This window comes from Agrobacterium sp. RC10-4-1 (assembly GCF_014138475.1).
Lineage (GTDB): Bacteria > Pseudomonadota > Alphaproteobacteria > Rhizobiales > Rhizobiaceae > Agrobacterium > Agrobacterium pusense.
In genome coordinates, this window is sequence record NZ_JACJIT010000003.1 from 1 (window position 1) to 18,452 (window position 18,452).

Annotated in this window: 20 protein-coding genes and 1 pseudogene; 11 read left to right on the forward strand and 10 right to left on the reverse strand. The window is 60.1% G+C overall.

The genetic code is table 11. The features are described 5' to 3' along the window. The 3 genes from groEL to FHW77_RS08545 all read left to right on the forward strand — a co-directional run. Positions 1–840 (forward strand): chaperonin GroEL (groEL, locus tag FHW77_RS08535; protein ID WP_182590443.1); only part of this gene is annotated, 840 nt, incomplete at its 5' end. Positions 841–1,640: 800 nt separating this feature from the next. After that, positions 1,641–2,081: a hypothetical protein gene (locus FHW77_RS08540; protein ID WP_004440192.1), complete on the forward strand. Its 441-nt coding sequence runs from the start codon at positions 1,641–1,643 to the stop codon at positions 2,079–2,081. Between the two features lie 147 nt (positions 2,082–2,228). Further along, complete coding sequence (locus FHW77_RS08545; protein WP_004440191.1) at positions 2,229–2,675, forward strand: DoxX family protein; 447 nt, start codon at positions 2,229–2,231, stop codon at positions 2,673–2,675. A gap of 62 nt (positions 2,676–2,737) precedes the next feature. On the opposite strand, the gene hisG is transcribed toward FHW77_RS08545, so the two are convergent. Genes hisG through hisS form a run of 4 tightly spaced genes read right to left on the reverse strand, consistent with a single transcriptional unit; the run spans position 2,738 to position 6,464 of the window. Next, positions 2,738–3,430, reverse strand: coding sequence for an ATP phosphoribosyltransferase (gene hisG, locus FHW77_RS08550; RefSeq protein ID WP_004440190.1), 693 nt, complete (start codon positions 3,428–3,430; stop codon positions 2,738–2,740). Further along, positions 3,427–4,551: an ATP phosphoribosyltransferase regulatory subunit gene (locus FHW77_RS08555; protein ID WP_004440189.1), complete on the reverse strand. Its 1,125-nt coding sequence runs from the start codon at positions 4,549–4,551 to the stop codon at positions 3,427–3,429. Before FHW77_RS08555 ends, hisG begins: the two co-directional genes overlap by 4 nt. A 16-nt stretch (positions 4,552–4,567) precedes the next feature. After that, positions 4,568–4,936: a VOC family protein gene (locus tag FHW77_RS08560; protein ID WP_004440188.1), complete on the reverse strand. Its 369-nt coding sequence runs from the start codon at positions 4,934–4,936 to the stop codon at positions 4,568–4,570. A 4-nt stretch (positions 4,937–4,940) separates the two neighbouring features. Next, a complete protein-coding gene (gene hisS, locus FHW77_RS08565; protein WP_004440187.1) occupies positions 4,941–6,464 on the reverse strand; it encodes a histidine--tRNA ligase in 1,524 nt (507 codons plus the stop codon). A 234-nt stretch (positions 6,465–6,698) separates the two neighbouring features. Here hisS and relB point away from each other — a divergent pair, with 234 nt between their 5' ends. The 5 genes and pseudogenes from relB (at position 6,699) to copM (ending at position 8,812) form a co-directional block, all read left to right on the forward strand. Beyond that, positions 6,699–6,932 carry a type II toxin-antitoxin system RelB family antitoxin gene (relB, locus tag FHW77_RS08570; RefSeq protein ID WP_004440186.1) on the forward strand — a complete coding sequence of 78 codons (234 nt, stop codon included), beginning with the start codon at positions 6,699–6,701 and terminating at the stop codon, positions 6,930–6,932. After that, positions 6,916–7,184, forward strand: a pseudogene (locus FHW77_RS08575) (type II toxin-antitoxin system RelE family toxin). Before relB ends, FHW77_RS08575 begins: the two are co-directional and overlap by 17 nt. A gap of 6 nt (positions 7,185–7,190) precedes the next feature. Continuing rightward, on the forward strand, positions 7,191–7,955 hold the full coding sequence (locus FHW77_RS08580) for a hypothetical protein (protein ID WP_004440184.1): 765 nt from the start codon (positions 7,191–7,193) through the stop codon (positions 7,953–7,955). A 41-nt stretch (positions 7,956–7,996) separates the two neighbouring features. After that, entirely contained in the window at positions 7,997–8,380 is a 384-nt protein-coding gene (locus FHW77_RS08585) for a hypothetical protein (RefSeq protein ID WP_234899157.1), read from the forward strand. Between the two features lie 57 nt (positions 8,381–8,437). After that, the gene (copM, locus tag FHW77_RS08590; protein ID WP_004440183.1) at positions 8,438–8,812 is read left to right on the forward strand and encodes a CopM family metallochaperone; all 375 of its coding nucleotides are present in this window, start codon (positions 8,438–8,440) and stop codon (positions 8,810–8,812) included. Positions 8,813–8,958: 146 nt separating this feature from the next. Here copM and FHW77_RS08595 read toward each other — a convergent pair whose 3' ends face one another. Then, positions 8,959–9,876 (reverse strand): LysR substrate-binding domain-containing protein, encoded by a 918-nt coding sequence (locus FHW77_RS08595; protein WP_004440182.1) that lies wholly within the window; start codon positions 9,874–9,876, stop codon positions 8,959–8,961. An 81-nt stretch (positions 9,877–9,957) separates the two neighbouring features. Here FHW77_RS08595 and FHW77_RS08600 point away from each other — a divergent pair, with 81 nt between their 5' ends. After that, the gene (locus FHW77_RS08600) at positions 9,958–11,001 is read left to right on the forward strand and encodes a YeiH family protein (protein WP_182590444.1); all 1,044 of its coding nucleotides are present in this window, start codon (positions 9,958–9,960) and stop codon (positions 10,999–11,001) included. Positions 11,002–11,015: 14 nt separating this feature from the next. Here FHW77_RS08600 and FHW77_RS08605 read toward each other — a convergent pair whose 3' ends face one another. Both FHW77_RS08605 and FHW77_RS08610 read right to left on the reverse strand, forming a co-directional pair. Beyond that, positions 11,016–11,459, reverse strand: coding sequence for a hypothetical protein (locus FHW77_RS08605; protein ID WP_004440178.1), 444 nt, complete (start codon positions 11,457–11,459; stop codon positions 11,016–11,018). Continuing rightward, positions 11,456–12,085 carry a DNA-3-methyladenine glycosylase I gene (locus tag FHW77_RS08610; protein ID WP_004440176.1) on the reverse strand — a complete coding sequence of 210 codons (630 nt, stop codon included), beginning with the start codon at positions 12,083–12,085 and terminating at the stop codon, positions 11,456–11,458. The genes FHW77_RS08605 and FHW77_RS08610 overlap by 4 nt, the downstream gene beginning before the upstream one ends. A 234-nt stretch (positions 12,086–12,319) precedes the next feature. Between FHW77_RS08610 and FHW77_RS08615 the strand changes: the two genes are divergently transcribed. Together FHW77_RS08615 and FHW77_RS08620 are read left to right on the forward strand one after the other, a co-directional pair. Then, positions 12,320–13,096 (forward strand): L,D-transpeptidase, encoded by a 777-nt coding sequence (locus tag FHW77_RS08615; RefSeq protein ID WP_004440174.1) that lies wholly within the window; start codon positions 12,320–12,322, stop codon positions 13,094–13,096. A 263-nt stretch (positions 13,097–13,359) separates the two neighbouring features. Next, complete coding sequence (locus FHW77_RS08620) at positions 13,360–14,019, forward strand: outer membrane beta-barrel protein (RefSeq protein WP_004440172.1); 660 nt, start codon at positions 13,360–13,362, stop codon at positions 14,017–14,019. Positions 14,020–14,251: 232 nt separating this feature from the next. Here FHW77_RS08620 and glcF read toward each other — a convergent pair whose 3' ends face one another. The 3 genes from glcF to FHW77_RS08635 form a co-directional block, all read right to left on the reverse strand. Further along, positions 14,252–15,553, reverse strand: a complete 1,302-nt coding sequence (glcF, locus tag FHW77_RS08625) for a glycolate oxidase subunit GlcF (protein ID WP_004440171.1) — start codon at positions 15,551–15,553, stop codon at positions 14,252–14,254. Positions 15,554–15,556: 3 nt separating this feature from the next. Further along, positions 15,557–16,771 (reverse strand): glycolate oxidase subunit GlcE, encoded by a 1,215-nt coding sequence (gene glcE, locus FHW77_RS08630; protein WP_034496299.1) that lies wholly within the window; start codon positions 16,769–16,771, stop codon positions 15,557–15,559. 202 nt (positions 16,772–16,973) lie between these two features. Further along, positions 16,974–18,407, reverse strand: coding sequence for an FAD-linked oxidase C-terminal domain-containing protein (locus tag FHW77_RS08635; protein WP_004440167.1), 1,434 nt, complete (start codon positions 18,405–18,407; stop codon positions 16,974–16,976). Positions 18,408–18,452 lie beyond the last annotated feature (45 nt).

Genomic DNA, 18,452 nt, shown 5'->3' on the forward strand with positions numbered 1-18,452 from the left:
AAGCTGCGTGGCGGCCTCAAGATCGCTGCCGTCAAGGCTCCTGGCTTCGGCGACCGCCGCAAGGCCATGCTGGAAGACATCGCCATCCTGACCGGCGGTACCGTCATTTCCGAAGACCTCGGCATCAAGCTCGAAAACGTTACGCTCGACATGCTCGGCAAGTCGAAGAAGGTTTCGATCTCCAAGGAAAACACCACGATCGTTGACGGCGCCGGCCAGAAGTCCGACATCGAAGGTCGTGTTGCCCAGATCAAGGCCCAGATCGAAGAAACCACCTCCGACTACGACCGCGAAAAGCTGCAGGAACGCCTTGCCAAGCTCGCTGGCGGCGTTGCCGTTATCCGCGTTGGCGGTTCGACGGAAGTCGAAGTGAAGGAAAAGAAGGACCGCATCGACGACGCTCTCAACGCGACGCGCGCTGCCGTTCAGGAAGGCATCGTGCCTGGTGGTGGCGTGGCTCTGCTGCGTTCGTCCACGAAGATCGCCGTCAAGGGCGAAAACGACGACCAGGAAGCTGGTATCAACATCATCCGCCGCGCCCTGCAGGCTCTGGTTCGCCAGATTGCAGACAACGCTGGTGACGAAGCTTCCATCGTTGTTGGCAAGATCCTCGAGAAGAACGAAGACAACTACGGCTACAACGCCCAGACCGGCGAATATGGCGACCTGATCCAGCTCGGCATCGTCGACCCGGTCAAGGTTGTCCGCACGGCTCTGCAGAACGCAGCTTCGGTTGCTTCGCTGCTGATCACCACCGAAGCCATGATCGCCGAGCTTCCGAAGAAGGACGCTCCGATGCCGGCAATGCCGGGCGGCGGCATGGGCGGCATGGACTTCTAATCAGTCCTGTCACCGGAATAATGAAAGGGCGGTATTCGGATCGCCCTTTTTCGTTGGCCGCCCATGCCCCTTGAGTGGTCCGGTGTCACCAACGCGCCGGACGGGCGGCATGGACTTCTAACCAGTTCTGTCATCGGAATAATGAATGGGCGGTCTTCGGATCGCCCTTTTTCTTTGGCCGCCCATGCCCCTTGAGTGGTCCAGCGTCGCCAGCGCGCCAGACGGGGCGGCATGGACTTCTAATCAGTCCTGTCATCGGGATAAGGAACGGCACTCGGCGGATCGGCCTTGTTTCCCGGTCGAAGAAAAAGGGGCGCGTCTATGAAGCTCGACGCCAGACTGAGCAGAACGTCGGCACTTCCCAGAGAGATGCCTCGTAAAATCAACCGGTTGCACAATTTCGAAGGCCCACGCGGAAGGGCTCAAATATTGTCCCGTTTTGGAACAGCGCCGCATTTATCCCGCCGTTTTTTTGCGGCTCATGGAATATTGCGGTGGCGCTGCTGCGAATCATCATCACCACGGGACCCGATATCGGCGCCAAGTGACCTGTAAGTACGCTATTTAGTTGTGGCTTTTCACAAGTCTCGCGGTTTTGAAGAAGAAATACATATTATTTTTATATTTCTCACTGACTGGTTGTTGTAGGTAGAAGAAAATAAACTATAAGCAGCCCCCGTAAGGGTGCCGCGACGGGACGCAAGCATTGAAGGGGTTTCGATGCCTGGCAGATACGTCCGACTGCGGATGGCGGTGGAAGTTCGACCCGGCGATAACGCTTCAAAAGCGGCGCCGGCGCGATGTTCATACGGGGGCGCGAATTGTTCGAAATATCAAGACGCAACGATGCTTTGCCCGCAACGGCTCCCACCACACCGGATCCACGGACTTTGGCGCGTTTCTTCATTTCGGAAGAATGGAGCAGTGAGCTTTCGAGCGGTGTCATCCGGCTCGGCGAACACGCATCTTTCATGCATGGCCTGCCGCCGGGTGAATGCGGCCTGCTCAGCCTTGTCCGCTGTTACGACCGCGCTGACCACGCCCGGGTGCTGGAACTATTCGAACAGGCTTCTTCCGCCCCCTCGCGTTTCTGCTTTTCAACCGGCATCTCGATGTTGCCGGCCCTGCGGCAACCGGTCATCTGCATGGGTGAATCCTTCAATTTTGAAGATGGCCAGCCCGGTCGTATCACGGGACTGTTCCTGTTTCCCCGTTTCGAAGACATGCGCTTCGCCGCCTGATATCCTGTTTCCGGTTTCACCATCGTTCACAAAATAAAGACAATTCGTCTTCTGTTGTTCATCTTTATGGGCGAATGATTTTCAGTCATTGATATCTCCAGACATTGCCCCAACCGGCGAAACGCCGATCATTTACCGGAGATTTCCATGTCCAGCAGCCAGAACGTTCTCGTTCTTATTGCCCGCATTCTGCTTTCCTTCATCTTTATCTATGCCGGCTTCGGCAAGCTGACCGATCCGGCCGGTACGGCCGGCATGATCGCCGGTGCCGGCATGCCTGCCGCAACCGCGCTTGCATATCTCGCAGGCCTCTTCGAACTCGTGACCGGCCTTGCCATTCTCGTCGGTTTCCAGACGAAAATCGCCGCCTGGGCGCTTGCCGTCTTCTGCGTCTTCACCGGCCTCGTTTTCCACAGCGGCACCGTTGCCGTTCCCGGCTGGCCTGACCCGGCGCTTGGCTGGATCAATGCGCTGAACGGCATCATGCTGATGAAAAACATCACCCTGGCCGGCGCTTACATCCTGCTCGCCGCCTTCGGTCCCGGCGCTTATTCCGTCGATGCAAAGCGCGGCGTCGCTCTGGCTCACGCTTAATTCAGGCGTCCCGCCAACGAAAAAGCCGCTGGAGCGATCCAGCGGCTTTTGTGTTTTGATGCTCAGACCGCCGCCCTGATGCGCGACGCGATCTCCTCAATCCTTCCATCGCCGTCATGTTCCGGTTTGCGGGCGCGGACAAAGCAGGCTTCCGAACGCACGATGATACCGTCGGAGAGAATTTTCAGATGGTTGGCTTTCAGCGTCGAACCCGTGGAGGTGATATCAACGATGATATCCGCCTGCCCCGCCGCCGGCGCGCCTTCGGTGGCACCGAGGCTTTCGACGATGCGGTAAAGCTGGATGCCGTGCTGGCGTGAAAAGAACTGCTGCGTCAGCCGCCAGTATTTGGTGGCGATGGCGAGCCTTCGACCATGGCGGGCGCGGAACTCCGAAGCGACATCACCCAGATCTGCCATGCTGTCCACATCCAGCCAGATTTCCGGCACGGCGACCACGACGTCGGCATGCCCAAAACCGAGACGGGCGCAGAATTCCACCTGCGCATCGGCATTGGTCAGCCCTTCACGCACAAGGTCCTCCCCGGTCACGCCGAAATCCACCGTGCCGGCGCCGATCTCGCGGGCGATTTCTGACGCCGACAGATAGGCGATCTCGATATCGTCGCGCCCTTCGACGCGGCCGCGATAGGAACGATCATTGCCGACGGCAGCGACTTTCAGCCCGGCGCGTTCCAGAACGGCGGAGGAGTCTTCCTTCATCCGGCCCTTGGAGGGCAATGCGATGGTGATCATGGCTTACTCCCGCGCACCGTTTCGATGCGATCCAGCCAGAGCGAGAAGCCCACGGCCGGTATTTTTTCCTGTGCGCCGAGCAGCGTCAGCAGCCGGTCGAAACGGCCGCCACCGGCGAGAACACTATCTCCACCCGCTTCCACCACCTCGAAAACAAGGCCGGTATAATAGTCGAGCGGACGACCGAACGCCGCGCCATAGGTGACGGTTTCGAGGTCAACGCCCGCGTTAGAAAGAGCTGCGACACGTTTGTCGAAAGCGGAAAGCGCTCCGTCCAGTTTCAGCTTCGCCTTCGCAGCAAAATCGGCCAGAACCTGCGAGGCCTGCGGCAGAGGCGCCTTCAAAGCGAGGAACTGCTTCAGCAGCGCAAAACTGTCATCCGGTAGACGTGTGGCCGCAAGGGCCAGTTTTTCCCTCAGGCGGCGGGCGATTTCCTGTGGTGAACGGCTTGCATTGGTGGAGTAGCCGGTTTCCTGCATCACCGTATCGAGATAATCGACCAGCACCGCCTCATCCCCGGTCGCCAATAGCCCGGCAACGCGGGCGTCCAGCCCGGTCATCGGCTTGGGATGCATGAGGCTTTCCAGCAGCGCGTCAAGCTGCGCCATGTCACCGAAGGCCTGTACCAGCCGCTTCTGCCAGCCGAGCGGCAGACCAAGGGCGGCAACAACCGCCTCGAACACCTGTTGATCGCCCAGGGTGACGGCAAGCGCCCGGCCCGGCAGCAGACGCTGCAGAATCCCGGTGGCATCGATGACGGCACGCGCATCGGCGGCAGCAATATCGGTATCGCCGAGATCCTCGATGCCGGCCTGATAAAATTCGTTCGCACCTTCGCGGCGCTGGCGGAAGACTTCACCGAGATAGGAATAACGTTTGGGTGTGCCGGTCGCCGTCTCGATATGGCGCAGGCAGACGGGAATGGTGAATTCGGGCCGCAGGCACAGGCTCTCACCCGTCTCGCTTTCCGTCATGAAGATACGGCGGCGCAAATCCTCGCCAGCCATATCCAGAAACGGTTCCGCAGGCTGGATGACGGGCGTGTTCACGCGACTCGTGCGGCGCGCGGCGAATTCTTCCAGTAGCTCTCCGGAAAACTCCGGCATGTCGATCAGGGGCATGGAACGGTACTTTTCGTCACGGTTCGAGCGGCTGCATCATTTCGATGCGGTTTCCGAAGGGATCATGGACATAAAACCGGTGATATCCCTCAAGCGGTTCATCCTCAACCACATGGCAGCCCGCTGTTTCAAGTGTTTTTCGCAAGTCTGCCAAGTCATCGACCAGAAACGCCGGATGGGCTTTTTTCGCCGGTCGGAAATCCTGCTCGATGCCCAGGTGCAGTTTTATCGAACCCCGGCTGAACCAACAGCCGCCGCGGGCAACCAGATTGGCCGGTTTTGCATGTTCCGCAAAGCCGAGCAGGCTCCCGTAAAAAGCCCGCGCCTCTTTTTCACGGCCAGCCGGCATCGCCAGTTGAACATGGTCGAGCGCAAAGATCCCCATGGCTTCAGCGCCCTTCGGCGGCGCGGCGAACGTCCTCTGCCTGATGCTCCAGAATCTCGCGGACCTTTGCCACCAGCTCGGCCTCCGGCACGCTGACCTGGGCCACACGCGCCTCGCGCCAGCTGGCATTGTCCTCGATCTCGCCGGAGAGGCGCTTGCCTTCGATCAGATCCTTGATCTGCACCACGCCTTCGGCGCGCTCGTCACCGCCCTGAATGATGGCAATGGGGGAACCGAGGCGGTCGGCGTATTTCAGCTGGTTGCCGAATTTCTTCCAGTTGCCCTGATACATTTCAGCGCGGATGCCTTCGGCCCGCAGCGCCTGGGTGAAGCGCTGATAACGGCTCATACTCTCCACATCACCATCCATGACGGTGATGAGAACAGGCGCGAGCGGCTTCACCTGACCGAGCTTTCCGAGGTTCTTCAGCGCCGTCATCAGACGCGAAACGCCGATGGAGAAGCCCGTGGCGGGAACCGGCTGGCCCATGAAGCGGGAGACGAGGCCGTCATAACGGCCGCCGCCGCCGACGGAGCCGAACACGACCTTTTCGCCCTTTTCGTTGGTGACGTCGAAGGTGAGCTCGGCCTCATAGACCGGGCCTGTATAATATTCGAGGCCGCGAACGACCGAGGGGTCGATCTTGATGCGATCCGCATCGTAACCGGCACTGGAGACCAGAGCGCCGATGATGTTTAGTTCATCAACGCCCTCCTCGCCTTTCGAGGTGCCCGCGACCAGTTTCGCCAGATCATCGGCGCTCGCCGCATAATCCTTGATGCCGACGAAAAACAGGACCTTTTCGATCTGCTCGTCACCGAGACCGGCACCCTTAGTAAAGTCACCGGACTCGTCCTTGCGGCCGGGGCCGAGCAGCAGCTTCACACCCTCAGGGCCGAACTTGTCGAGCTTATCAATAGCGCGCAGCACGTTCAAACGACGACCGGCATTTTCCTCGCCACCGAGACCGATGGCTTCCATGACGCCATCGAGCACCTTGCGGTTGTTGACTCGGATAACGTAATCTCCGCGCTTGATGCCGAGTGCTTCCAGCGTATCCGCCATCATCATGCACATTTCGGCATCCGCCTGCACGCCGGCAGCACCCACCGTATCGGCATCGAACTGCATGAACTGCCGGAAACGGCCGGGGCCGGGCTTTTCATTGCGGAAGACATAACCGGCGCGATAGGTGCGGTATGGCAGCTGGATTTCGTTGAAGTTTTCAGCCACATGGCGTGCGAGCGGCGCCGTCAGATCGTAGCGCAGGCTCATCCACTGGTCGTCGTCATCCTGCAACGAAAACACGCCCTCGTTCGGACGATCGCTGTCCGGCAGGAACTTGCCGAGCGCATCGGTATATTCGAACTGCGGCGTTTCGATCGGGTCGAAACCGTAAAGCTCATAAACCCTGCGGATCTTGTCGATCATCTCGTTGGTGGCATGGATATCGGCAGCCGAGCGGTCCACGAAGCCGCGCGGCAGGCGGGCTTTCAGTTTCTGAGGCTTTTTTGCTTTTTCGCTCATGATGCCGATCCGATATTTTCCTGAAATTATGCCGGTGTTGAAGCGCGCCGCGCTTTAAATTCTGTTTTTACGCATGTCTTTATCCCAAAACCGCTGCGCACTTTTGGGAGACATGCTTTAGAGGATGAAGCCCTGTGCGGCAAGCCGCAAAGGCTCCGGTTTTACTGGCCGCGAAGGACAAGTGATGCTATATGGGATGCATGTATCCCATTTTAGTCGGAAAGGACGCAAGCGATGAGCAAACAGACGGCCATCCGCCTCCCGGATGAGACCTATGAGCGGCTGAAAGCGCTTTCCGAGCGCACCGGACGCACATCTGCCTATTACATTCGCGAGGCGATCGAGAAGCATATCGAAGATATGGAAGATCTTTATCTCGCCGAAGAGGCGACGCGGCGACGGATCGCAAACAATGAGCGCACCTATACTCTGGAAGAAGTGATGCGCAATCTTGACCTGGAAAATTGAGTTTCAGCACCGCGCCGTCAAGCAGCTTGAAAAGCTGGCGAAGCAAGATGCGAACCGCATCGTTTCGTTTCTGGCAGACAGGGTGGTGCAAAATGAAAATCCCCGCCAGACTGGTGCCGCCTTGCAAGGCTCCGAACTCGGCAATTATTGGCGCTACCGGGTGGGCGATTATCGCATCATCTGCGATATACAGGATCACAAGCTAATCGTGCTGGTGGTCGAATCGGCCATCGCCGCGAAATTTACCGTTAGGCATTCATGATCCTCGAAGCCCTGCAATATGCCGCGACACGCGCGGTCACGCCGAAAGAATTCCGGCCGCATATCCGCTATTCCGTCAATCTCTGGGCACGCGCCAATCGTTGCGCCAAAGCCTGGGCGGAGCATGAAAACAACAGCCGGCAATTCGTGCTGCAATCGGCGAGAAAGCTGAAGCAGAGACGGACCGCCGTGGTGCTGGGGTCCGGCCTGTTGCGGGATGTGCCCCATGAGGCGCTGGTGGCGATGTTCGATACCGTCGTTCTGGTCGATCTGGTACATCTCGCCAGCGTGCAGGCGAAGTTGCGGCTCAATGCCAAAAAGAACGTCCGCATCGCCAATCGCGATCTTTCCGGCTTCGATGATCTCATGGCCGGCCGACCGGCGGAACCGCTCGATTTCCTGCGGCGGGTGCCCTATCTCGATTTTGTCGTCTCGGCCAACCTGCTGTCGCAGATCGGTACGGGTGCACAGCATCGGCTGGAACGGCAGAAAATAGCGGCTACGCCTGATGATCTCCTGCCGAAACTCATTCATACGCATCTCGATGCGCTGGCCGGTCTGCCCTGCAAGGTGTGCCTCGTGACGGACACCGCCTTTGACGTCATCGGCAAGGATGGAAGCCTGCACCAGCACGAAGACCTGCTGCACGGCATTGAGCTTCCCGCGCCCGCCGCTGCATGGGAGTGGCCGCTCGCGCCGCTTGGCGAGGAAAGCAGGGATTATCGCATCGTGCACCACGTCATTGCACGCGAACTGACCTGATCGTCATGCTTATTCCATAATTTCAGCGGTAACTTCACATCATGCCCCATGTGGTCCGCACATTGATGTTCCTTGCCTGCCTGCTTTACGGCGCGATGCCGGCGCAGATGGCGATGAGCATGCCGACAGGCATGGTTGTTTCCTCGCAATTGCCGATGAAACATCAAGATACCCAATCACACCCGCAAGATCACGGTTCTCAAACGCCTGCGGAGAATGCCGCTCATGACGCGGGAACGGGCGGTTGCTGCCCCCACGGCAACGATGCTTCACATCCGGATTCCTGCGCCGCCTGCCTGATCGTGGTCCCACGAATGATCTTTGCCGATGCCGGGCGGATGGCATTCGCCTATCCGAAGCCGCAACGCGGCACTGTGTTTGACGGCAAGGCTTTCGCGCCGCCGCTACCGCCTCCCCGCGCCTGACTGCAGATTTTTCAGACCGACTTTCGAAAAATCCGTCAGACACAGGAAGGATAATCCATGTCTATCAAGACCATTACGCTCGCCGCCGCTTTTGCGGCCTCTCTCGCCATGCCCGCTTTTGCACAGGACGCGGGCGGCCATGCCGGACACGACATGTCAAAAGGCAGCATGAGCGACAGCGCTTCCACCCAGGCCTTCATGGAAGCCAGCAAAAAGATGCATGGCAATATGGCCATCGATTATAGTGGTGATGCCGACGTCGATTTCGTGCGCGGCATGATCCCGCATCATCAGGGGGCGATCGATATGGCCAAGGTCCAACTGCAATACGGCAAGGACCCGGAAATCCGCAAGCTGGCCGAAGAAGTGATCAAGGCGCAGGAAGGCGAAATCGCCATGATGAAGGCCTGGCTGAAGTCCAGGGGCAAGTGATTGCTACTGTTGAAGGGGAGCGCCGGCTATGGCGCTCCTCCGGCAACTTTGCGGCATATTTCTTCCCCCGGCGGGGAGAAGAAACTTGCGACAGCTTTCCCATACGACGGCGAACGCGCGAACGCCGCCTGCCACCCCGCGCTTTACTATAACCCCGCAAGACCGGCCTTGTAATCCTCCGATGCCGCGCGGCTGAGGCGTTCCAGCTCCATGGCTGCCCGGCTGGTGTGGCGTTCCTTGTGGCGCAACAAAGCGAAGTTGCGGGCGGGCAGATCAATACCAGCGCGAACGAGCAGGCCTTGCCGCAGGAAGAGGGATGCCACTGAGGCTGAAACCGCCGTCGCAGCCCCGCCGGAGCGTGCCGCCATCACCACCGCCTCGTTGGACGGCAGTTCAAGCATGACCGAGAGTTCACCCGGATCCACGCCCATCTGCCGCACCGCCGCCTCGAAGGCGGAGCGGGTGCCGGAGCCCTGCTCGCGCAGAACCCATGAAGTGCCGTAGAGGATATCCAGCGCGGTGAGATAACGGCCATCGGCAAAGGGATGGGCGGAGCCCGTGACGACCAGAAGCTTGTCAGACACCACCGGCTGCACCATCAGAGCCGGCTCATCGATCCTGCCTTCAATGAAACCCACCTCCGCAAGACCGTCCAGCACCGCCTGCGTCACGGTCTTGGTATTGCCGATATCCAGCCGCACGGTGACACCGGGATAGAGCTTCTTAAACTGCATCAGGATCGGCGGCAGCCAGTAGCTCGCAATGGTCTGGCTGGCGCAGACGGTGATTTCGCCGCGCGTCAGCCCGCCCATTTCGGAGAGAATTAGCTCCGCATTGCGCACACGCGCCAATGTCGCCTTTGCTTCACCCAGAAACACCCGGCCGCTTTCAGTCAACTCAATGTTGCGTCCGACGCGGTGGAACAGTTCGACATTATAAAAGGCTTCGAGATTTTTGATGGCGGAGCTGACGGCGGAGGCGGTCAGACCGATGGCTTCCGCAGCCCTTGTCAGGTGCTCGCGTTCGGCTACGGCTATGAAAATACGGAGCTGCTCAAAGGTCATGGTTTTTCATTCGATTTTATCGAATAATATATGCCATATTATTTGATAGAATAAAACAGGCTGCTGCGGCATGGTCTGGTCATGGCCCAACATCGCACCCTTGCTCATCCCTTCCAGTTTTCGCTCCGCTGGCTCGCCCCGCTTCTTCCGGGCATTCTCCTCTGTGCGGCCGTCAGCTGCGCCGCCATTCTGGCGGAGCGCTTTCAGGTGCGGCTTGCGGGCCATGCCTGGCTTGGCGATCTCGTTCTCGCCATTCTGATCGGGACCATGCTGCGTTCGCTGGTGGCTCTGCCCGCAGCCGCTTCCGCCGGCATAAAGTTCAGCGCCAAGACCCTGCTTGAAATCGCCGTGGCGCTTCTCGGTGCATCACTCAGCCTGTCCATCCTCAAGGGCGCGGGCGGTCTGCTGATAGGCGGCATTGCGCTGATCGTCGCGCTGTCACTGGTCGTCAGCTATGCCGCCGGGCGGATGCTCGGCCTCCCGCCCAAGCTCGCGACGTTGATTGCCTGCGGCAATTCCATCTGCGGCAATTCCGCCATTGCCGCTGCGGCCCCCGCCATCGGCGCCAAGCCGGAAGATGTCGCCGCCTCGATTGCCTTTACCGCGGTTCTCGGTGTCGCCGCCGTGCTTTTGATGCCATTCCTGCCGCAGCTTCTCGGGCTCGACGCCACCCAATACGGCATCTTCGCCGGGCTTACGGTCTATGCCGTGCCGCAGGTTCTGGCCGCCACCGCCCCGTTTGGCGCGATTGCCGTGCAAACCGGCACCATCGTGAAGCTCATCCGCGTGCTGATGCTGGGACCTGTCATCGCCACCCTCTCCGTCGTCCACGGCCGGTCGGACAAGGGACGCCTCAGATTGCAGCAGATGGTTCCGTGGTTCATCATCGGCTTCGTGCTGATGATCATGGCCCGGTCATTCGGTCTCATACCTGAAGTCCTGCTTGCCCCCGTCGCCTCTCTCTCAAACATCCTCACCATCATGTCGATGGCGGCGTTGGGCCTTTCGGTCGATATCCGCAGCCTTCGCCACGCCGGCGGCAAGGTCATCCTCGCTGCCAGCCTGTCTCTCTTGCTGCTGGGTATCCTGAGCTTTGGCCTGATCGTATTGACCCAGACGGCCTGAGCCAGCTTCCGGCTTTATTCGCCGGCGCTGACAGTAAGTGTATAATGCGCACCGAGCCCGCGGCGCGGCGAACCGAGAATGAGCGTCGGGCGAATCAACCACTCGGTATCTGCCTTTGGTGTCAGCGTCGCCACCTTGCCCTGGGAATCGCTGAAGAAAATCGCATCTTCATCCGGGGTCGAAAAATCGAAGATCGCCATCAATACGAATTCGCTCGAGGCGGCAAGCTCGACCTTCACCGTCTGCCCTGCCTTCACCTTCAGACGATAAACATCGCCGCGCCCGCGGCGCGTCCAGCCCTCGAGCTTCAGCGGACCGGCCGGTGGCAACGCCACCTCCTTCAGCCTTTCGCCGTCATCCAGCCAGATACCGTCAACGTTGCGGCCTTCCGCAAAGGAGGGGTGCGGCACGGCGGCCATGGCCATGGCAAGCGCCAGGAGAAGGGGGGTTACCTTCATGGACGTACAAACTCCCGCCGCATGACCTCTATCGGCTGGCGGCAATGACAGCCTTCGATATGATCGTTGACCATACCCATGGCCTGCATGAATGCATAGACGGTCGTCGGGCCGACAAAGGTCCAGCCCCGCTTCTTCAGATCCTTGGAAAGGCGGATGGAGGCGGCGCTGGTCGGGTTGGCCCTTAAAGTCGCATAGTCCAGCCTTTGCGGCCTTTCTGCGGCAGCCGGTTCGAAACCCCAGAAATATCGGGCGAGCGACCCGAACTCGTCCCGCAGAGCCACGGCGCGGCGGGCGTTGTTGATGGTGGAAACAATCTTGCCGCGATGGCGGATAATGCCCTTGTCGGCAAGGCAGCGCTCGATATCGGCCTCGCCGAACTCGGCCACTTTTTCGAACTCGAAATTGGCGAATGCAAGACGGAAAGCCTCGCGCTTGCGCAGCACCGTCAGCCAGGAGAGGCCGGACTGAAAGCCCTCCAGGCAAATTTTCTCAAACAGGCGGCGATCATCGGTGACGGGATAACCCCATTCCTCGTCGTGATATCGGCTGTAATCCGCAAGCCCCTGCTGCCAGAAGCACCGAACAAGGCCATCCGCGCCCGTTTCAAGTCCCGCCTCGATCATTTCCGTGACCACCTTTTCCACTCCGCCTGCGACCACTTAAAGACTGCACTTACCACTCATTCACCACGTTTCAAAACGGGGTGCTAACCCTAAAATCAGCTTTCCTTAATCAAGCGCTTTTTAATGAACAGCCATTTACGATTCGCTGGCGTCAAGGTGCGAACGTGTTCGGCAAAGCGGGAGAATGATCCCGCAAATCCATAGTTGCGACGTCCCGCAGAGAGAGTCCACCCGATGACGATGAAGTCCGTTTTCCTGGCGCTGAGCCTCGTTTCCACCCTCGCCGTCCCTGCCGCCATGGCCAATGAACGTTATCGCGAGCGTCCGCCCGTCGTCGTCAGCCCGGATCTTTCTGCGCCATGGGTAACCCAGCTCGGCGGCCGCGGCAACGTGCGCCCCGTTGTCTATCCGCGCGCACCTGCCGCACGCCAGCCGTTCTTCCAGCAGCGCCAGGCCGCGATGCCGCAGCGCCCCAGCTCCGGCGTCACATCGCAGCGCCCGGCACGGGTGCAGAATGCAGCCGTACGCCCCAATGCGCCGGTGCGTACCCAGATCGCGCCGCAATTCCTGCCGCAGATCGTCACCTATCCGACCAATGAAAAACCCGGCACTATCGTCATCGATACGCCGAACCGTTTCCTCTATCTCGTGCTTGCTGATGGCAAGGCCCGGCGTTATGGCGTCGGCGTCGGCAAGCCCGGTTTCGAATGGGCTGGAACTCACAAGGTAACCCGTAAGGCGGAATGGCCGAGCTGGACCCCGCCGAAGGAAATGATCACCCGAGAGGCGGCAAAAGGACATTACCTGCCGGCCTTCATGGAAGGCGGCCCCGCCAACCCGATGGGCGCGCGCGCCATGTATCTCGGCTCGACGCTTTACCGGATCCACGGCACCAACCAGCCCTGGACGATCGGCAGCAACAATTCCTCCGGCTGCATCCGCATGCGCAACGAGGATGTCACCGATCTCTATGAGCGCGTCAACGTCGGAACCAAGGTCATTGTGATATGACGGCAACGGTTCAGCCTTTCCGGCCGCTTCGGAACGGGCGTATCGGCTTATCCGCTTGAATTACCGCCCTGCGGCGGTACAATCCGGCTCACTTCAGCGGAATGAGACTTGGCGGGGGACGCCAGGCGCCGAACCTCTCTCAGGGGGATGACGGAACGGCCTTAAAGCGGGTGGTCAATCGACCGCCCGTTTTTCGTTTCTGTCATTCAAATGTTATCAAAAAACGGTTTGGTGAATTACTGATATCAATCTGGATTCACTTCATGCCGCGCCATACTTCATTTGTTTGCGCCCTGCTCTTCAGCGGCGTTTCCTTCTCTGCCGCAATCGCGGGCGAATTCGAAATTTCCGGTTACGGCGGCTGGCAAAGCGCACCGCACAGCGATGTGAAAGTTTCCGACGGTCCGGATTTCCGCGCCGGATGGGAAGGCAAGTCCTTTTCCAACCCGCCCTACTGGGGCGTGCGCGGCACCTACTGGTTCGATGAGGGTCAGCTCCGGAATTTCGGTATCTCGCTCGATTTCACCCATGACAAGGTCTATGCCGATGACCAGACGCTTGCCCGCTCAGGCTGGTCGCATTTCGAATTCACCGACGGCCTGAACCTACTGACGCTGAACGCGCTCTACCGCTTTCCGCTGGAATCCCTGCCGATCACCCCTTACGTCGGCGCCGGCGTCGGCATCAACGTGCCGCATGTGGAAGTGTACCGCCCCTCCGGCAAGACTTTCGAATACCAGTTCGGCGGCGCAACGCTGCAGGCGCAGGCCGGCCTCAGCTACCGCATCACCGACAGCTGGTCGACCTTCGTGGAATATAAGGGCACCTATTCCTTCGTCGATGTCGATATTGACAACGGCGGCTCGTTGAAGACCGACATCATCACCAATGCGGTGAATTTCGGTGTGGCGTATAAGTTCTAGTGGTGGCTTGGGAAGCGGGGCGCATCCTCGCAGCCGGTGGGCATCCCCTCACCCTCACTCCCTGTGCTTGTCACAGGAATCTGGACGATGCGCGTCCGCGTGACGGAAAGAATCTTCTCGGCCCAAGGACTGGCTGGATCCCCGTGACAAGCACAGGGATGAGGAAACGAGAGCGACGACGCTCAGGCGAATCTTTTCTCATGCACGACGGGCTTTACTGGTGCGCGGCGTTCTAAACCGAGAGTCTAGCCGGCTTCGGCCCGCCATAAGCCCAGTCCAAAAGCTCGACAGTGTGCAGGATCGGCATGTCCGTGCCGGTTCCGATCTGCGTGATGCAGCCGATATTTCCTGTCGCGATGACATCTGCCCGCGTGGCCTCGATGTTCTTCACCTTGCGCGCCTTGAGCTTGCCGGAAATTTCCGGTTGCAGGATGTTGTAGGTTCCGGCCGAGCCGCAGCAGAGATGCCCTTCCGCCGGATCACGCACGGCAAAACCCGCCGCCTTCAGCAGTTGTTTCGGCGCAAGCGTGATCTTCTGACCGTGCTGCATGGAGCAGGCGGAGTGATAGGCGACCGTCAGCCCCTGGCTTTGCTGTTGCGGCAGATCGAGCGTGGCGAGGTATTCGGTGATGTCCTTTGCCAGAGCCGAGACCCGCGCGGCTTTTTCGGCATAGGCCGGATCAAGCCGAAGCATATGGCCGTAATCCTTGATGGTGGTGCCGCAGCCGGACGCGGTGATGATGATGGCGTCGAGACCGCCATTCTCCATCTCGCGCGTCCAGACATCGACATTCCGCCGAGCAGAAGCCAGCGCCTCTTCCTTCCGCCCCATATGATGCACCAGCGAACCGCAGCAGCCCTCCCCTTTCGGCACAACGACCTCGATACCGAGCCGCGTAAGCAGCCGCAGCGTCGCCTCATTGATACCGGGATCAAGCACCGGCTGGGCGCAGCCGGTGAGAATGGCGACGCGCCCCCGCTTTTCACCTTCGGCCGGTCGCGCGCCCGGGCGGCTTGACGCCGACGCTGGAGGGACCGCGGCCGGTGCGAGAGCAAGCATGGACTGCAGCGGTTTCAGCGCGGGAGCCTTTGCAAAAAGACCGGCGAAAGGCCGTGCCAGACGGGCCAGATGCAGGGCCAGCCGGAAACGGGCAGGATGGGGTAATATGCCGACCAGAAGATTGCGGATCAGCCGATCCATGAAGGGGCGCTTGTACGTCTGCTCGATATGGGCGCGGGCATGATCGACCAGATGCATGTAATCCACGCCGGAGGGACAGGTGGTGGTGCAGGCAAGACAGGAAAGACAGCGGTCGATATGGGTGACCACCTCGCGGTCGGCCGGACGGCTGTTTTCCAGCATGTCCTTGATGAGGTAGATGCGGCCGCGCGGGCTATCCAGCTCGTTGCCAAGCGTGACATAGGTGGGACAGGTGGCGGTGCAGAAGCCGCAATGCACACATTTGCGCAGGATTTTTTCGGATTCCGCCACATGTGGATCGGCCAGCTGCTCAGGCGTGAAGGATGTTTGCATGGTTCAGACGGCCCTTTCCATCGTTACGGCCATCTTGCCGGGATTGAAGATGCCCACGGGATCGAGCTTCTCCCTGATACGCGCGGAAAGCAGTGCTTCCGCCGCCGGGCGCGGTTCGAAGGCCGCGACTTTGGCGCGCACAGCATCGCTCGCCCTTACCAGCGTGGCATGGCCACCGCCGAGCGCACGGATTGCGCCGCGCAGCAGATGGGCTTCGGGGTCCGCCTCCATCTGCATCCAGACCAGGCCGCCCTGCCAGTCATAGAAGGCGTCGATGCCTGCCTCCATGCGCAGCGCCGCAACAAGCTGGTGGCCCATCGAAGGCGCTACCGAGACTTTCCAGAGCGGCTTGGCGGATTGGCCGACATAGGGCGCGACATCCCGGACCTGCCGCCACAAAAGACTGCTTTCCTCGCCCTCCAGCAGCGCCCAGGGTCCGACGCGATCCATGACCGACAGGAGTTTAGCCGTGCGGGCCTCCACCGAGGCCGCAAGGCCTTCCAGACGCAGAATGGTGGCCGGTCCTTCCGGCAAGCCGCCATCGATAAAGCTGGAACGCACGCTTTCAGGCAGATGCGCCGCGCCGGAGACCTCGACGCTCATCGCCATCGCCGCCGCCATGATGCGTGTCGCCGCCTCGTCATCAAGGCCGGACACGACAACGGTTTTTTCGACGGGCGGTTTCGGCAGCACGCGGAATGTGACTTCGGTGAGGAACCCAAGCGTGCCGAAAGAACCAGCGAGAAACTTCGACAGATCGAGACCGGTGACATTCTTCATCACCCGGCCGCCGGCTTTGATGATCTCGCCACTGCCATTAACGAAACGGATGCCCAGCAGGCTGTCGCGCGCCGCACCCGCCACATAGCGGCGCGGACCGGAAACATTGGCGGCAAAGACGCCGCCAATGGTCGGTTCGCCATGGGTGCCCATGATGGGGCGATGGTCCATCGGTTCGAAGGCCATCATCTGGCGATTTTCTGCCAGCGCCGCTTCGACAGTTGCGAGCGGCGTGCCAGCCTTGGCAGTCATGACCATTTCGGCGGGGACGTAGGAAACGATACCGTTCATCGCACGGGAGGTCAGCACGGTCTCCGCCGTCACCGCATTGCCGAAACCGGAGCGAGTGTTGCCGCCGAAGATTTTCAGCGGGGTTTTGCGCGTGGCATGATCGCGGATGATGTCGGCGACCTGGGTTTCCGCGTAGGGCGTCAGCATGCGATTGTTGCCTTCGAGCAAGTGATACCCCCCTCTGCCCTGCCGGGCATCTCCCCCTCAAGGGGGGAGATCGATATACCGCACTCACCCGTTCCATGGGCAGGGTGTTCTCCCCTTGCCGATCTCCCCCCTTGAGGGGGAGATGCCCGGCAGGGCAGAGGGGGGTAAGCCACACCCTGCAACATCATAAATCCAGCGCCCATCAACCCCTCCCCTCCAGCGGAAACACCTTGGAAGGGTTCATCAACCAGCCCTCGTCAAAGGCTGCTCGCACCGCCATCTGCTGGGCGAGATCGGCCTCGCCATATTGGTGGCGCATCAGGTCACGCTTTTCGATGCCCACACCATGTTCACCGGTCAAACAGCCGCCGGCATCTACGCAGAGCTTCAAAATTTCGTTGCCCGCTTCTTCCGCACGGGCCGCATCGTCAGGGTCATTGGCGTTGAACAGGATCAGCGGGTGCATGTTGCCATCACCGGCATGGAAGACATTGGCGACGCGCAGGCCGAGGCGATCGGTGATTTCGCTCGTCTTTTTCAGCACATGGGAAAGCTGGGAGAGCGGCACCGTGCCGTCCATGCAGATATAATCCGCGATACGACCCGTTGCGCCAAAGGCGGATTTGCGGCCTTTCCAGATCGCGGCCGCCTCCATTGCCGACTGACATTCCTTCACCGTCTTCACGCCATGTCGTCGGGCAATGGCCACGATATCGGCCAGCATGGCGTCCATTTCCGCCTCGGAGCCTTCGACCTCCACGATCAGAAGCGCACCGACGTCAAGCGGATATCCCGCTTTGGCGAAGGCCTCGCAGATTTCGATGGCCGGTTTGTCCATGAACTCGATGGCAACAGGGATGATGCCCGCGCCAATGATATCCGCGACGCAGGAGCCCGCTTCTTCGGAGGTTTCGAAACCGAACAGCACCGGGCGCGCGCCCTCCGGCTTGGCGATGAGGCGCACCGTTGCCTCCGTCACGATACCGAGCTGGCCTTCGGAGCCGCAGACAAGCGCGAGCAGGTCGTAACCTGCAGCATCCAGATGCTTGCCGCCCAGCTCGAGCACCGTGCCATCGACCAGCACCATCTTGACGCCAAGCAGATTATTGGTGGTGACGCCATATTTCAGACAGTGCGCGCCGCCGGAATTCATACCGATATTGCCGCCGATGGTGCAGGCAAGCTGCGAGCTGGGGTCGGGTGCATAAAAGAAACCCTCCGCGCCTGCGGCATCGGAGATGGAGAGATTGGTGACGCCCGCCTGTACCCGCGCCGTGCGATTGTAAAAATCAAGCTCAAGGATCGCACTCATCTTCGACAGGCCGATCACCACGGCGTCTTCCTGCGGGATGGCGCCGCCTGAAAGCGAGGTGCCGGCCCCGCGCGGCACGACCGGAATGCCGGAGCGATGGCAATATGTCATGACAGCCGCCACCTCCTCCGTCGTTCTCGGCAAAGCGACGGCGAGCGGCAGACGGCGATAGGAAACGAAAGCATCGGTCTCGAAAGGCACGAGTTCGCGGGGCTCGTGCACAAGACAGTCATCAGGCAGGACGGTCTTGAGGTCGGCGATAATTCGTTCGCGATCCGCCAAGACCTGAGCGCGCGGCTCCAGAAACTTTATAGGCTGCGTCACCGCCGCTCCTCCGTGCCGATAACTGGTATTGTTTCTTTACCACTT

Excerpts from the sequence above, each read along its gene's own strand:
- FHW77_RS08540 (WP_004440192.1), top strand. The coding sequence starts at position 1,641 with ATGTTCATACGGGGGCGCGAATTGTTCGAAATATCAAGACGCAACGAT.
- FHW77_RS08545 (WP_004440191.1), top strand. The coding sequence starts at position 2,229 with ATGTCCAGCAGCCAGAACGTTCTCGTTCTTATTGCCCGCATTCTGCTT.
- hisG (WP_004440190.1), bottom strand. The coding sequence starts at position 3,430 with ATGATCACCATCGCATTGCCCTCCAAGGGCCGGATGAAGGAAGACTCC.
- FHW77_RS08555 (WP_004440189.1), bottom strand. The coding sequence starts at position 4,551 with ATGCCCCTGATCGACATGCCGGAGTTTTCCGGAGAGCTACTGGAAGAA.
- FHW77_RS08560 (WP_004440188.1), bottom strand. The coding sequence starts at position 4,936 with ATGGGGATCTTTGCGCTCGACCATGTTCAACTGGCGATGCCGGCTGGC.
- hisS (WP_004440187.1), bottom strand. The coding sequence starts at position 6,464 with ATGAGCGAAAAAGCAAAAAAGCCTCAGAAACTGAAAGCCCGCCTGCCG.
- relB (WP_004440186.1), top strand. The coding sequence starts at position 6,699 with ATGAGCAAACAGACGGCCATCCGCCTCCCGGATGAGACCTATGAGCGG.
- FHW77_RS08580 (WP_004440184.1), top strand. The coding sequence starts at position 7,191 with ATGATCCTCGAAGCCCTGCAATATGCCGCGACACGCGCGGTCACGCCG.
- FHW77_RS08585 (WP_234899157.1), top strand. The coding sequence starts at position 7,997 with ATGCCCCATGTGGTCCGCACATTGATGTTCCTTGCCTGCCTGCTTTAC.
- copM (WP_004440183.1), top strand. The coding sequence starts at position 8,438 with ATGTCTATCAAGACCATTACGCTCGCCGCCGCTTTTGCGGCCTCTCTC.
- FHW77_RS08595 (WP_004440182.1), bottom strand. The coding sequence starts at position 9,876 with ATGACCTTTGAGCAGCTCCGTATTTTCATAGCCGTAGCCGAACGCGAG.
- FHW77_RS08600 (WP_182590444.1), top strand. The coding sequence starts at position 9,958 with ATGGCCCAACATCGCACCCTTGCTCATCCCTTCCAGTTTTCGCTCCGC.
- FHW77_RS08605 (WP_004440178.1), bottom strand. The coding sequence starts at position 11,459 with ATGAAGGTAACCCCCCTTCTCCTGGCGCTTGCCATGGCCATGGCCGCC.
- FHW77_RS08610 (WP_004440176.1), bottom strand. The coding sequence starts at position 12,085 with ATGATCGAGGCGGGACTTGAAACGGGCGCGGATGGCCTTGTTCGGTGC.
- FHW77_RS08615 (WP_004440174.1), top strand. The coding sequence starts at position 12,320 with ATGACGATGAAGTCCGTTTTCCTGGCGCTGAGCCTCGTTTCCACCCTC.
- FHW77_RS08620 (WP_004440172.1), top strand. The coding sequence starts at position 13,360 with ATGCCGCGCCATACTTCATTTGTTTGCGCCCTGCTCTTCAGCGGCGTT.
- glcF (WP_004440171.1), bottom strand. The coding sequence starts at position 15,553 with ATGCAAACATCCTTCACGCCTGAGCAGCTGGCCGATCCACATGTGGCG.
- glcE (WP_034496299.1), bottom strand. The coding sequence starts at position 16,771 with ATGCTGACGCCCTACGCGGAAACCCAGGTCGCCGACATCATCCGCGAT.